Origin of the sequence: Streptomyces sp. NPDC001852, from assembly GCF_042891825.1 — a bacterium.
In the GTDB taxonomy this organism is placed as follows: Bacteria; Actinomycetota; Actinomycetes; order Streptomycetales; family Streptomycetaceae; genus Streptomyces.
The window spans coordinates 426,143-438,795 of the sequence record NZ_JBIATN010000002.1; the positions used below are offsets into that span (position 1 = coordinate 426,143).

A 12,653-nucleotide genomic window follows, 5' to 3' on the forward strand; every position below is an offset into this window, starting at 1 on the left:
GGAGATATCGGGATATAAAGGGCGCTTGAGGGTGAGGAACACTCTTGAAGGGGGTGAGTTGGACTTTCAGACCCGGATGACCTGCGGGCCCAGCAGGGAGTAGCGGTGGGCCTCGGCGGCCGGGAGCTGGGTGCTCGTCACGATCGCCTCCAGCGCCCCGACCTCGGCGAACCGGCAGAAGCTGACCGCCCCGAACTTGGTGTGCACGCCCGCGAAGACGGTGCGGCGCGCGGCCCGTATCGCCTGCGCCTTGACCTCGCTGACCGCCGGGTCGGGGGTGGTGAGGCCGTGCTCGCGGGAGATGCCGTTGGCGCCGATGTAGGCGAGGTCGATGACGAAACCGGCGAGCATCTTCGTCGTCCAGTGGTCGACGGTGGCCAGCGTGCCGGCCCGGACCCGGCCGCCGAGGAGCAGGACCTGGATCTGCTCGGCCTCCGCCAGGGCGCCCGCGACCGGCAGGGACGCGGTCACCACGGTCAGTGGCCGGCCGGCGGGCAGGGCCTCGGCGATGAGCTGCGGGGTGAAGCCCTCGTCGACGAAGACCGTCTCCGCGTCCCCGAGCAGCTCGGCCGCCGCGGCCGCGATCCGGCGCTTCTCGGGCACGTGGCTGGTGGCGCGGAAGGCGAGCGTCGTCTCGAAGCCCGCGCTCTCCACCGGATAGGCGCCGCCGTGCGTACGGCGGACCAGTCCGTGGTCCTCCAGGGCGCGCAGATCACGTCGGATGGTCTCCTTGGCCACGCCCAGCTCGACGGCGAGCGCGGTGACGTCGACCTGGCCGGTGGCGCGGGCGGCCCGCACGATCTCGCGCTGGCGTTCCTCCGCCGTCCTGATGGTCATGTCGTCACCCACTTCCCTGTGGAGCTGCCCGTTCGGGCCCATGGGGGAAGTTCTACCGTCGGTCTCCGGTGCTGACCAGGCCTGTTGCGGGTCCGATACTGCCCGTTCGTGCCCGTTCACTCAGGGCGGTGCCCGGCGCGGACCTGCGCGGCCGTGTCCGCCGGGGTGGGAGCGGGCGTCCCGGATGCCCGAACACGGCGGCGGGCGGGCCCGTTCGGTGCCCGCCCGCGCGCGTGAGCGATCGTTTTGCGCCGCCGGGCGTCTGCGGACGGTTGCCCGAGGCGCCCAGGAGGCTCAGTACGGCCAGATCGGCGGATCGTTCACGAAGTGCCCGCCGAGGTGGCTGTGCGCCGGGTTCCCCGGGTCCAGCTCGCCCTGCTCGGCGATCAGCTTCCCGGCGTACGGCTCGGAGTCGTCCCGCGGTTCGTAACCGAGCGCCCGCGCGGTGGTCAGGTCCCACCACAGCCGGGTGTTCGCGGAGGAGCCATAGACGACCGTGTGGCCGACCTCCTCGGCGGTCAGCGCCGCGTGGAAGAGGCGGGCGCCGTCGGCCGGGCTCATCCACACCGAGAGCATGCGCACGCTGGTCGGCTCCGGGAAGCAGGAGCCGATGCGCACGGAGACGGTCTCGAGGCCGTGCTTGTCCCAGTAGAGCTGGGCGAGGTCCTCGCCGAAGGACTTGGACAGGCCGTAGAAGGTGTCGGGGCGGCGCGGGGTGTCGATCGGGATCGGCGGCTCGCCCGGGCGCGGGGCCGGAGTGAAGCCGACGGCGTGGTTGGAGGAGGCGAAGACGATCCGGGGCACGCCCTCCCGGCGGGCGGCCTCGTAGAGGTTGTAGGTGCCCTCGATGTTGGACTTCAGGATCTTCTCGAAGGGCGCCTCCAGGGAGATGCCCGCGAGGTGCAGGACGGCATCCACGCCCCGCACGGCCTCGCGCAGGGCCGCCGTGTCGGAGAGGTCGGCGGTGATCGCGTCGGGCTCGTCCTCGATGGGGCGCACGTCGAACAGGCGCAGCGTGTAGCCGTACTCCGGCAGCAGGGACCGCATCAGGGTGCCGAGCCCGCCGGCGGCGCCGGTGAGCAGAACGGTGCGGGGAGCGGGCATCCTCGGTTCTCCTTGTGGCCGACGTTCACATACGTGGACACGCTAGAGAGTTTCGCCGTGCATCGTCAAGTGTCGCGTGAAGTCGGTGAATTCGCTCCGGGACTTGCGAGTTTGCCTGCTTGACCTGCCACAAGAAGGCCCCGTAGCGTGGTCGCGTTCAGAAATATGGACATGGATCAGAAACATGCACCGGCGTGTCTCAGCACCGGCGTGCCCCAAGGGAGAGCCCGTGACGCCAGCCCCTCTCACCGAACGACTCCGCGAACCGAGCGGGCCGCTCTTCTTCCCCGTCACGGCCTACGGCCCGGACGGCTCGCTCGACCTCGACGTCTACCGCACCCACGTCCGCCGGGGCGTCGCCGCCGGTGCCGCCGCCGTGTTCGCCTGCTGCGGCACCGGGGAGTTCCACGCGCTGCTGCCGGAGGAGTTCGAGGCCTGCGTCCGGGTGGCCGTGGCGGCGGCCGAGGGACGCGTCCCGGTCGTCGCGGGCGCCGGCTACGGCACCGCGCTCGCCGCCCGCTACGCCCGGCTCGCCGGGCAGGCGGGCGCCGACGGCCTCCTGGCCATGCCGCCGTACCTCGTCCTCGCCGGGCAGGAGGGCCTGCTGCGCCACTACCGTGAGCTCGCCGCGGCCACCGCGCTGCCGGTCATCGTCTACCAGCGCGACAACGCCGTCTTCACCCCGCGGACGGTGGCGGAACTCGCCCGCACCGACGGGATCATCGGCCTCAAGGACGGCCTCGGCGACCTCGACCTGATGCAGCGCATCATCAGCGCCGTACGCAGCGACGGCCCCGGCGACTTCCTGTACTTCAACGGCCTGCCCACCGCCGAGCAGACCCAGCTCGCCTACCACGCCCTCGGCGTCCCCCTGTACTCCTCGGCCGTCTTCTGCTTCGCCCCCGAGATCGCCCTCGCCTACTACCGGGCCCTGACCGCGGGCGACACCGTGACCCTGCAACGGCTCCTGGACGGCTTCTACCGTCCCTTCGTGGAACTGCGCGCCCGGGGCCGTGGCTACGCCGTCTCGCTCGTCAAGGCGGGCGTACGGCTGCGCGGCCTGGACGTCGGCGAGGTCCGGCCCCCGCTGCACGAGCCGACCGAGGACCACGTCAAACAACTCGCCCAGCTGATCGAGCGGGGCCACGCGCTGCTGGAGGAGGTCGCGTGAGCGAGCCCGGCCGGGGGCCTGTGGGTGGGTGTTGCGTGTGGTTTGGAGGGGGCGTGTGGGCGGGTGTTGCGCGTCATGCGTCGGTGGGCGTGTGAGCGGGTGCGGCCCGTGGTGGGTGTGTGGCGGGGGCACGCTGTGATGGCCGGAGAGGGGCGTGTGGCGGGGCGCCGAGTGGCGTCCGGAGACGGGTGTGTGCGGGTGCGTCGGGTGCGGGTCTGGCCCGTGGGTGTGTGACGGAGTGTCGGTGCGGTGCGGAGGTGGCCGTATGAGCATGTGTCCGTACGGCGTGGAGGAGGCTGCATGAAGGCGTCGGCGTTCGTCTACCCCTGGGACGTCAACGGGGACCCCGAGGCCCCCGCGCGCATCGCCGGGCTCGGCGTGGAACAGGTGACCCTCGCCGCCGCCTACCACTCCACCCGCGCCCTGACCCCCCGCCACCCCGGTCACCGCATCGTCACCGCCGAGTACGCGGCCGTCCTCTACCCGCCGGACAGCCGCTGGGCGGGCCGCGGCCTCAGGCCGTACCCTGCCGGCCGTTGGGCCCCGGGCGACGCCTACGGCGAGGCGGCGGCGGCCCTGGGTGCGGCGGGCCTGGAGGTGCACACCTGGGTCGTCCTCGCCCACAACTCCCGCATGGGCGCCGAACATCCGGACACCTCCGTGGTCAACGCCTACGGCGACCACTACCCCTGGGCGCCCTGCGTCGCCCAGCCCGCCACGCGCGCGTACCTGACCGACCTGGCCGCCGAGGCCGCCGTACGCCCCGGCGCGCACGGCACCGAACTGGAGTCCCTCGGCTGGTACGGGCTCCAGCACCTGCACGCCCACGACAAGACCGGCGGCGTCGGCCTCGGCGAGGCCGGGCAGTACCTGATGTCCCTGTGCTTCTGCCCGTCCTGCCGCGCCGGTTACGCCGAACTCGATCTGGATCCCGAGGAGTTGGCCGCGTCCGTGCGGGCCGCGCTGGAGCCGCTGTGGCGGGGCGCGGCGGACGACGAGGGCTGGCCGACGGTCGGGAAGCTGCTCGGCGAGGAGAACGCGGCCCGCACGCGCGCGTGGCGCGACGACACCGCCGGCACGCTCCAGGAGGAGGCCGTCGCCGCCGTGCGCGCCGCCGCACCGGCCGGCTTCCAGGTCCTGCTGCACGCCGACCCGGTCTCCTTCCACTGCGGCGCCAACGCCGGCGTCGACCCCGCCCGCGTCCTGTCCGTCGCGGACGGCGTCGTGGTGCCCTGCACCGCTGGTACCGACTTGCTGGCGCCCTTCGCGGCACAGGCCGGGGAACGGACCGTGCTGGCCGCCAACCTCACCGTCGTCACCGGGATGGGCGGCCGCCCCGGCACCCTCGCGGCGGACGCCGCACGCGCGCGTGCGCAGGGCGCGACCGAACTGCGCCTCTATCACGCCGGGGTGGCGTCGGACCCGGACCTCGCCGCGGTGCGCGAGGCGCTGTCGGCGCGCTGAGCGAGAGACGCCGCCGTCAACAGCAGCGCCACGCCGTACAGCGGCAACAGCAGTGCGGGCGAGGCGAGTTCGACCAGGCCCGCGCCGGCACCCAGTCCGATCACGTTGGGGGTGAAGACGAGCGTGTTGGCGGTGGCCGTCACCCGGCCGAGCAGGGGGCCGGGCGTCTCCCGCTGGACGGCGGTGAACGCGGCGACGAGCACACAGGGCAGGCCGAGTCCGCCCGCCGCGGACGAGGCGAGGGCCACCGCGTCCGACGGCACGGCACGCGCGGCCGCCGAGAGTGCCGTCAGCGCGATCCCCGCCGCCGCGAACCGGCGCGCGCCGAGCCGCCGCAGTGCGGCGCCCGAGACGAGTCCGGCCACCACCGAACCGGCGCCCTGGACGGCGTACAGCACGCCCGTGTACGCGGGGGAGTGGCCGAGACGGTCGACCACGGCGTACAGCGTCGCGCTGCACAGGGACGTGAGGAGCATCGTGGTGCCGCCGGCCCGGACCAGCGGGCGCAGCCCCGGGTGTCCCCACAGGTGCCGGACGCCCTCCGCGGTCTCCTCGCGCCATCTGCCGCCGGACCGGGCGGGCCGCTCCTCGCGCACCCGCAGCAGGGCGTACAGCCCGGCGGCGACCGCGAAGGTGCCCGCGTCCAGGCAGGCGACGGCGGGACCGCCGAAGGTCGTGTACAGGCCCGCCCCGGTCAGCGGGGCGACGAGCTTCATGCCTTCGGTGACGGCCATGCGCAGCCCGTTGAAGTCGCCGAGGCGCTCCGGCCCGATCGCGGCGGTCACCAGGGCCGGCTCGGCCGCGTCATGAACGACCTCGGCGGCGCCGTAGACGAGCAGGACGGCGAAGAGCAGCCACAGGCCGCCCGGGGAGTCCACGGTGCACAGGGTCAGCAGCAGGGCGGCCAGGCCCGCGTTCAGACCCACCAGCAGGGGGCCCCGCCGCACACGGTCGGCGATCGTGCCCAGCGCCGGGCCGGCCAGGGTGGGGGCCCACATGGCGAGCAGGCACAGCGCGGCCAGGCCGTCGGACCCGGTGAGGTCCTTCACCCACACGCCCGATGCCAGGAACAGCGCGGAGTTGCCGAAGCCCGACACCACCACCGCCGCCAGATACAGCCCCGCGTTGCGGTCCCGCAGCACGCGGAGCAGGGTCCGGGAAGTCGTCATGCCTGCTCATCGTGGGTCTAAGGCGGGCGGGTGCGGATCGGTCAGGTGCCGTAATCCGGAGGCCTGGGCGACGGCGGCAATCCGTCGGAACCTGTCGGTAATGCCCCTGGGGCGCGCACCGGGCCGAACCTACCGTCGTCGTCATGCGCTACCTCGCCCCGATTCTGATCGGTGTCGTCTACGTCCTGCTGATGTCCCTCGTCCCGGAACGCCACCGGCGCCGCCTCAACGCGGTCATGGTGGCCGGCGCGGGCGCCGCCTACCTCAGCGGCGGCGGGCTGGGCGGCTGGGAGTTCGCCTTCACCGCGGTGGCCACCTGCGTCGCCTACAAGGGCCTGGACTCCTGGGCCTGGATCGGCGTCGGCTGGCTGCTGCACACGGCCTGGGACGTGGTGCACCACCTCAAGGGGCACCCGATCATCCCGTTCGCCCACGACTCCTCGTTCGGCTGCGCGCTGTGCGACCCGGTGATCGCGGTGTGGTGCCTGGGCGGCGGACGGTCGCCGTGGGAGTGGCTGCGGGGTACCGATGAGTTTTCGCGGGCCGGACGGTCTGCCCTTCGTACGAGGAGTGCGACCGTGAAGGAGTAGCGGCATGACCATGATCGACCTCGGCCCGCAGACCAGAATGGTGGCGGGGCTGGCCGAAACCGTGACCGACGAACAGCTCACGGCCGCCACACCGTGCCCGGACCTCGCGGTGCGGAACCTGCTCGGCCATATCCACATGCTCTCCGTGGCCTTCCGGGACGCCGCCCGCAAGGAGCTCGGGCCGACGACCGACACCAACCCGGCCGCGGCCGTCCCGGACATCGGCCCCGGCTGGCGCGAGACGCTGCCCAAGGCCCTGGACGAACTCGCCGACGCCTGGCGTGATCCGGCGGCCTGGACCGGCATGACCCGCGCGGGCGGGGTGGAGCTGCCGGGCGAGGTGGCCGGTGCGGTCGTCGCCGACGAACTGGTCATCCACGGCTGGGACCTGGCCCAGGCCATCGGGCGCCTCTACGCCCCCGACCCCGCCGCCCTGGACGCGGCCCACGGCTTCCTGCTCATGGCGGCCGGGGACCCGAACCGCGGCGGTGGCCTCTTCGGCCCGGTCGTCCCGGTGGCGGAAGACGCCCCGCTGCTGGAGCGGGCGGTGGGGCTGAGCGGACGGGATCCGGGATGGCGCGCCTAGGGCCTGTCGTCAAACTCCGTGGCACCGGCGATCGCGACCGTCCTGACGGGCCCGCTCGGTCCGGCCGCCGTCGTCTTCGCCGGGTTCTCCGTGATGGCGAGGCGCGCCTGGACGGCGGTCCTCGCGCTGGTGCCGCCCCTGGGGGCGCTGTTCCCGGTGCTCACGCTGCCCGCCCCGGGACGGCGCACGGTGACCGAAAGCTCCGGTTCCGCTTGCCGGGTGGGCGACGGTGACGCCACCGGGGGCCGTACTCTCCCCCCATGCCTCTCACCCTCACCGTCCTCGGCACCGCCTCCCCGCACCCCGGCCCCGGCCGGCCCTGCTCCGGGTACCTGCTGTCCGGCGGGGGCGCCGAGGTGTGGGTGGACGCGGGGCCGGGGACGTTCGCCGCGTTGCAGCGGCACACGGACCCCGCCCGGCTCACCGCCATCTGGATCTCCCATCTGCACGCCGACCACAGCGCCGATCTGCTGTCGGCCGCCTACGCGTTCGCCTACGGCGGGATGGCCCCGGCCGTGCCGATCCCGGTGTACGCCCCGCAGGACTGCGCCCGCCGGCTGGCCGGCTTCCTCGGGCGGGCGGACGTCGGCTTCCTCAAGGACGTCCTCGACTTCCGGGCCCTGTACGACGGCCATGACGTCCGGCACTGGAACCTCCGGCTCACCGCACGCGCCGTCGCCCACGGCACCGAGGCGTACGGCCTGCGCGCCGAGTGCCAGGGCAGCGTGCTCGCCTACTCCGGGGACAGCGGTCCCTGCGCCGCGCTCACCGAACTCGCCTCCCGCGCCGACCTGTTCCTGTGCGAGGCGGACATCGATGGGCATCGCGACAGTGAACAGGTCCATCTGACGCCGGAGGACGCGGGCCGCATCGCCCTCCAGGCGCGCGTACGCGAACTGCTCGTCACCCACGTCGGACCCACGCTCAGCCGCGAGGAGGCCACCGCCCGCGCCGCCGCCGTCTCCGGCCGGCCCACGCACACCGCGGTCGAGGGCGACATCCGCACCGTCTGAGGCCGCCGCCCGCCTTCTTCTGGGTCGGAAACACCGATGCTTGCCGGAAGCACCGGCCTTTGTCAGAAGCATTGACGAAACCCGGGCCCCCTCCTACCTTCAACGCGTCGTACTTCGTACGTCATATATGAGACGCGATATGTGAGATCCGAGAGGGCCGCATGACCTCTGTGCCCACCCCGATCCCGTCCCGTACGCAGTTCGTGCTGGACGCGATCAAACACCGCATCCTCACCGGGCAGCTGACGCCCGGTCAGGCCCTGGTCGAGACGGAGCTGGCCGCGCAGTTCGGGGTGTCCAAGACCCCGGTGCGGGAGGCGCTGAAGACCCTCGCCGGGACCGGACTCGTCGTGATGAGCCAGTACAAGGGCGTCACGGTGCGCATGGTGGACGCGGACATGGCACGCGAGGTCTACGACGTGCGGCTGCTGCTGGAGCCGGAGGCACTGAGAAGAGCCGTCGGGCGGGGAGCCTCCCTCGACGCCGCCCGCGACGCGCTGACCCGGGCCGACAACGCCACCGACACCGCCGAACGGTCGCTCGCCAACCGGGAGTTCCACCGCGCCCTGTACCTGCCGTGCGGCAACCCGCTGCTCGGCCGGATGCTCGACGAGGTCCGCGACCAGGCCGCGCTGGTCTCCGCCGTCGCCTGGGCCGCCGACCCCTCCTGGGAGCGGGAGGCCGCCGAGCACCGGGAGATCCTCCGGCTCGCCCTCGACGGCGACGCGGACGGTGCGGCGCGCGCCCTGCACACCCACATCGCCTCCTTCGTCGAGCGCGCTTTCCCCTCGGACACCGAGGCGGCCGAGGTCGCCGGCCCCCACGCAGAGGAAGGTCATTCATGAGCAGCGTGACGTTCGAGGCCCAACGGGCGGCCCTGGCCGACGTGGTGGCCATCCCGGTGACCCCCTTCGCCGCGGACGGCTCCGTCGACCCCGCCGTCCACCGGTCCTTGTTGGGTCGCCTGCTCGACGGCGGCATCCGCACCCTCACCCCCAACGGCAACACCGGCGAGTTCTACGCCCTCACCCCCAAGGAGCGCCGCCTGGTCGCCGAGCTGACCGTCGAGGAGGCCGGCGACCGCGCCGCGATCCTCGTCGGCGTCGGCCACGACCTGCCCACCGCCATCGCGTCCGCCCGGCACGCCCGCGAGCTCGGCGCCGGGATGGTCATGGTCCACCAGCCCGTCCACCCGTACGTCTCGGCGGCCGGCTGGGTCGACTACCACCGTGCCATCGCCGAGGCCGTGCCCGAGCTGGGCGTGGTGCCGTACATCCGCAACTCCCGGCTGACCGGGGCCCGGCTCGCCGAACTCGCCGGCCACTGCCCGAACGTCATCGGCGTGAAGTACGCCGTACCGGACGCCGCACGCTTCGCCGCCTTCGCCCGTGACGCGGGCCTGGACCGCTTCGTCTGGGTCGCCGGCCTCGCCGAGCCGTACGCCCCCTCCTACTTCTCCGCGGGCGCCACCGGCTTCACCTCCGGACTCGTGAACGTCGCGCCGGCCGTTTCGCTGGACATGGTTGAAGCGCTTCGATCCGGCGACTATCCGGCCGCCATGAAGGTCTGGGAGCAGATCCGCCGCTTCGAGGAACTCCGCGCCGCCCACGGCTCCGCCAACAACGTCACCGTCGTCAAGGAGGCCCTCGCCGCGCTCGGCCTGTGCCGCCGCGACGTCCGCCCGCCCAGCAGACCGCTGCCCGAGGACGAGCGTGCCGAGGTCGCCGCCATCGCCGCGCGGTGGTCCGTATGAACGCGCCCCGCCGGACGCCCGGAGAGCTCAGAAGCCACCGGTGGTACGGCACCGACGGGCTGCGGTCGTTCAGCCACCGCGCCCGGACCCGTCAGCTCGGCTACCTCCCCGAGGAGCACCTCGGCAAGCCGGTCATCGCGATCCTCAACACCTGGTCCGACATCAACCCCTGCCATGTGCACCTGCGGGACCGCGCCCAGGCCGTGAAGCGGGGGGTGTGGCAGGCCGGCGGGTTTCCGCTGGAGTTCCCGGTCTCGACGCTGAGCGAGACCTTCCAGAAGCCGACGCCGATGCTCTACCGGAACCTGCTGGCGATGGAGACCGAGGAACTGCTGCGGTCCTATCCGGTCGACGGGGCCGTGCTGATGGGCGGCTGCGACAAGTCCACGCCCGCGCTGCTGATGGGGGCGGCCAGCGCCGATCTGCCCGCCGTCTTCGTCCCCGCCGGGCCCATGCTGCCGGGGCACTGGCGGGGCGAGGTGCTCGGGTCCGGCACGGACATGTGGAAGTACTGGGACGACAAGCGGGCCGGTCTCATCGGCGACTGCGAGATGACCGAGCTGGAGAGCGGGCTCGCACGCTCCCCCGGGCACTGCATGACCATGGGTACGGCGTCCACCCTGACCGCCGCAGCCGAGGCCCTCGGTGTGACCGTGCCGGGCGCGTCGAGCATCCCGGCGGTCGATTCGGGACACGACCGGATGGCGGCCAGGGCGGGCCTGACGATCGTGGAACTCGTCCACGGCAACCGCCGGTTGAGCCACATCCTCACGCGTGAGGCCTTCGAGGACGCGGTCACGACGGTGCTGGGCCTCGGCGGCTCCACCAACGCCGTGATCCATCTGATCGCCATGGCCGGCCGCGCCGGGGTGAAGCTCACCCTGGACGACTTCGACCGCATCGCCCGGACCGTGCCCGTCCTCGCCAACGTCCGCCCCGGCGGCGAGAAGTACCTCATGGAGGACTTCCACTTCGCGGGCGGCCTGCCCGGCTTCCTGTCCCGGATCACCGACCTGCTCCATCTGGACCGGCCGACGGTGTCGTACGACACCCTGCGCGAGCAGCTGAACGGCGCCCGGGTGCACCACGACGACGTCATCCGCCCCCGCGACAACCCGGTCGCGGCCGAGGGCGGGGTCGCGGTCCTGCGCGGCAACCTCTGCCCGGACGGCGCGGTCATCAAGCACATCGCGGCCGAGCGCCACCTGCTCCGGCACACCGGCCCGGCCGTGGTCTTCGACGACTACAGGACCATGCAGCGCACCATCAACGACCCCGCGCTCGGCATCACCGCCGACACCGTGCTGGTGCTGCGGGGCGCCGGGCCGAAGGGCGGCCCCGGCATGCCCGAGTACGGCATGCTGCCCATCCCCGGCCACCTGCTCAAGCAGGGCGTGCGGGACATGGTGCGGATCTCCGACGCCCGGATGAGCGGCACGAGTTACGGCGCCTGTGTGCTGCACGTCGCCCCGGAGTCGTACGTCGGCGGTCCCCTGGCCCTGGTGCGCACCGGCGACCTCATCACCCTGGACGTCGAGGCCCGCAGCCTCCATCTCCACGTGGACGACGGGGAGCTGGAGCGCCGGCGAACCGCGTGGACCCCGCCGCCCGCCCGGTACGAGCGCGGCTACGGCGTGCTCCACAACGGACAGATCACGCAGGCCGACACCGGCTGCGACTTCGAGTTCCTGGCCCGGCCGGGCCACGTGCCGGACCCCTACGCCGGCTGACCCCCGCATCGAGAGAGGTGAAGCGCTTCACCCATGTGTATGCAGCAAGCGCTTCCTATGTCCTGCACCCCGGGACGTACCGCGAAATCGTCGACAGGGGAGAAAAGTGTATCGATCGGATAACAGGCCTCGCAGCGCTGGGTGTTATGCGCGTAGACAGTCTCCGACCTGGTACATCACTCTCATCCACCAGATCCGGAGAATCCATGCGGAAGTCCCACAGAGTCGTCGCCGCCGGTGCCGCCTGTGCCCTCGCCGGTGTCGCCCTGTACGGCGCGGGCGCGGCCACCGCCGGGCAGTCGACGGCGAACTCCACCCACGAGCCCTACAACATCGGGCAGTTGGTGAAGGACATCGACACCTACTACGGCACGACCGCCGACAGCAACGGCGTCTACCAGGCGTCCCCGGACAGCCCGTACGCCAAGGACCTGGCGCAGATCGACGCCGACGCCAGGCGCTACATCGACAAGGCGGCTCGCAAGGCCCGGCACCACGGCGAGAAGCCGGCCGTCATGTTCGACATCGACGACACGCTGCTGCTCAGCCTGGACTACGAGAAGCGCTACAACTACACGTACAACCCCACCACGTGGAACGACTACGTGAACCGCGCCGACCGCCCGGCCGTCTTCGGCAGCCCCGAGCTGGTGCGGTACGCCGAGTCCAAGGGCGTCGAGGTCTTCTACAACTCCGGGCTGAGCGAGGCACAGCGCGCCGCCGCGGTCGCGAACCTGAAGAAGGTCGGCGCCGATGTGAACCTCGACACCGACCACATGTTCCTCAAGGACAAGGCCAACCCGCCGGCCTACCTGGGCGACTGCGCCACCCCGGGCGCCTGGAACTGCACGACCGTGCAGTACAAGTCCGGCACCCGCAAGCACATCGAGGACGACCTCGGGTACACGATCATCGCCGACTTCGGCGACCAGTACTCGGACCTGGACGGCGGCTACACCGGCCGTACCTACAAGCTGCCGAACCCGACCTACTTCGTCAGCTGATTCACTCCGGGCAGGCGCCCGGCAGCCGCGCGTACCCGGCCCCCGTCACCGGCAGCACCGTGCCGTGGCGGGGGTTTCGGCCGCCGGCCGGTCCGAGAGTCCGACAGCGGCGACTCACGCGTCACCTCCCGATCCGCCCTGTGCGGCGAAGCCACCGGTCACCGCGTAAGCACGCCCCCCGGCAGTGCCGGGTGACCCGGACGCCGTACGGTCCCCCGAACCGGATTCCGTA

Annotated in this window: 13 protein-coding genes; 9 read left to right on the forward strand and 4 right to left on the reverse strand. The window is 72.5% G+C overall.

All coding sequences use genetic code 11. From position 1 onward, the window contains the following. Positions 1–66: 66 nt before the first annotated feature. Positions 67–837 carry a DeoR/GlpR family DNA-binding transcription regulator gene (locus tag ACFYZB_RS04715; RefSeq protein WP_351209442.1) on the reverse strand — a complete coding sequence of 257 codons (771 nt, stop codon included), beginning with the start codon at positions 835–837 and terminating at the stop codon, positions 67–69. Between the two features lie 294 nt (positions 838–1,131). Then, the gene (locus tag ACFYZB_RS04720; protein WP_388754314.1) at positions 1,132–1,941 is read right to left on the reverse strand and encodes an NAD-dependent epimerase/dehydratase family protein; all 810 of its coding nucleotides are present in this window, start codon (positions 1,939–1,941) and stop codon (positions 1,132–1,134) included. A 229-nt stretch (positions 1,942–2,170) separates the two neighbouring features. Between ACFYZB_RS04720 and ACFYZB_RS04725 the strand changes: the two genes are divergently transcribed. Both ACFYZB_RS04725 and ACFYZB_RS04730 read left to right on the forward strand, forming a co-directional pair. Further along, a complete protein-coding gene (locus tag ACFYZB_RS04725) occupies positions 2,171–3,112 on the forward strand; it encodes a 5-dehydro-4-deoxyglucarate dehydratase (protein WP_388754316.1) in 942 nt (313 codons plus the stop codon). Between the two features lie 300 nt (positions 3,113–3,412). After that, positions 3,413–4,576, forward strand: coding sequence for a hypothetical protein (locus ACFYZB_RS04730; protein WP_388754318.1), 1,164 nt, complete (start codon positions 3,413–3,415; stop codon positions 4,574–4,576). On the opposite strand, the gene ACFYZB_RS04735 is transcribed toward ACFYZB_RS04730, so the two are convergent. Continuing rightward, on the reverse strand, positions 4,513–5,745 hold the full coding sequence (locus ACFYZB_RS04735) for an MFS transporter (RefSeq protein WP_388754321.1): 1,233 nt from the start codon (positions 5,743–5,745) through the stop codon (positions 4,513–4,515). The two genes, ACFYZB_RS04730 and ACFYZB_RS04735, sit on opposite strands and share 64 nt — an antisense overlap. Positions 5,746–5,888: 143 nt before the next feature. Between ACFYZB_RS04735 and ACFYZB_RS04740 the strand changes: the two genes are divergently transcribed. Together ACFYZB_RS04740 and ACFYZB_RS04745 are read left to right on the forward strand one after the other, a co-directional pair. After that, positions 5,889–6,335 carry a DUF6010 family protein gene (locus ACFYZB_RS04740; protein ID WP_388754324.1) on the forward strand — a complete coding sequence of 149 codons (447 nt, stop codon included), beginning with the start codon at positions 5,889–5,891 and terminating at the stop codon, positions 6,333–6,335. A 4-nt stretch (positions 6,336–6,339) separates the two neighbouring features. Next, positions 6,340–6,921 (forward strand): TIGR03086 family metal-binding protein, encoded by a 582-nt coding sequence (locus ACFYZB_RS04745; protein WP_388754326.1) that lies wholly within the window; start codon positions 6,340–6,342, stop codon positions 6,919–6,921. Here the strand turns inward: ACFYZB_RS04745 and ACFYZB_RS04750 are convergent. Beyond that, on the reverse strand, positions 6,918–7,085 hold the full coding sequence (locus ACFYZB_RS04750) for a hypothetical protein (protein ID WP_388754329.1): 168 nt from the start codon (positions 7,083–7,085) through the stop codon (positions 6,918–6,920). The genes ACFYZB_RS04745 and ACFYZB_RS04750 overlap by 4 nt on opposite strands. A gap of 96 nt (positions 7,086–7,181) precedes the next feature. Here ACFYZB_RS04750 and ACFYZB_RS04755 point away from each other — a divergent pair, with 96 nt between their 5' ends. The 5 genes from ACFYZB_RS04755 (at position 7,182) to ACFYZB_RS04775 (ending at position 12,421) form a co-directional block, all read left to right on the forward strand. Beyond that, positions 7,182–7,934, forward strand: a complete 753-nt coding sequence (locus ACFYZB_RS04755; RefSeq protein WP_351209450.1) for an MBL fold metallo-hydrolase — start codon at positions 7,182–7,184, stop codon at positions 7,932–7,934. Between the two features lie 161 nt (positions 7,935–8,095). Next, complete coding sequence (locus ACFYZB_RS04760; RefSeq protein ID WP_388754332.1) at positions 8,096–8,779, forward strand: GntR family transcriptional regulator; 684 nt, start codon at positions 8,096–8,098, stop codon at positions 8,777–8,779. Beyond that, complete coding sequence (locus ACFYZB_RS04765; protein WP_388754334.1) at positions 8,776–9,687, forward strand: dihydrodipicolinate synthase family protein; 912 nt, start codon at positions 8,776–8,778, stop codon at positions 9,685–9,687. Before ACFYZB_RS04760 ends, ACFYZB_RS04765 begins: the two co-directional genes overlap by 4 nt. Then, positions 9,684–11,417 carry an L-arabinonate dehydratase gene (araD, locus tag ACFYZB_RS04770; RefSeq protein WP_388754337.1) on the forward strand — a complete coding sequence of 578 codons (1,734 nt, stop codon included), beginning with the start codon at positions 9,684–9,686 and terminating at the stop codon, positions 11,415–11,417. The genes ACFYZB_RS04765 and araD overlap by 4 nt, the downstream gene beginning before the upstream one ends. 206 nt (positions 11,418–11,623) lie before the next feature. Continuing rightward, positions 11,624–12,421 carry an HAD family acid phosphatase gene (locus ACFYZB_RS04775; protein ID WP_388754340.1) on the forward strand — a complete coding sequence of 266 codons (798 nt, stop codon included), beginning with the start codon at positions 11,624–11,626 and terminating at the stop codon, positions 12,419–12,421. The last annotated feature ends 232 nt before the right edge of the window (positions 12,422–12,653 follow it).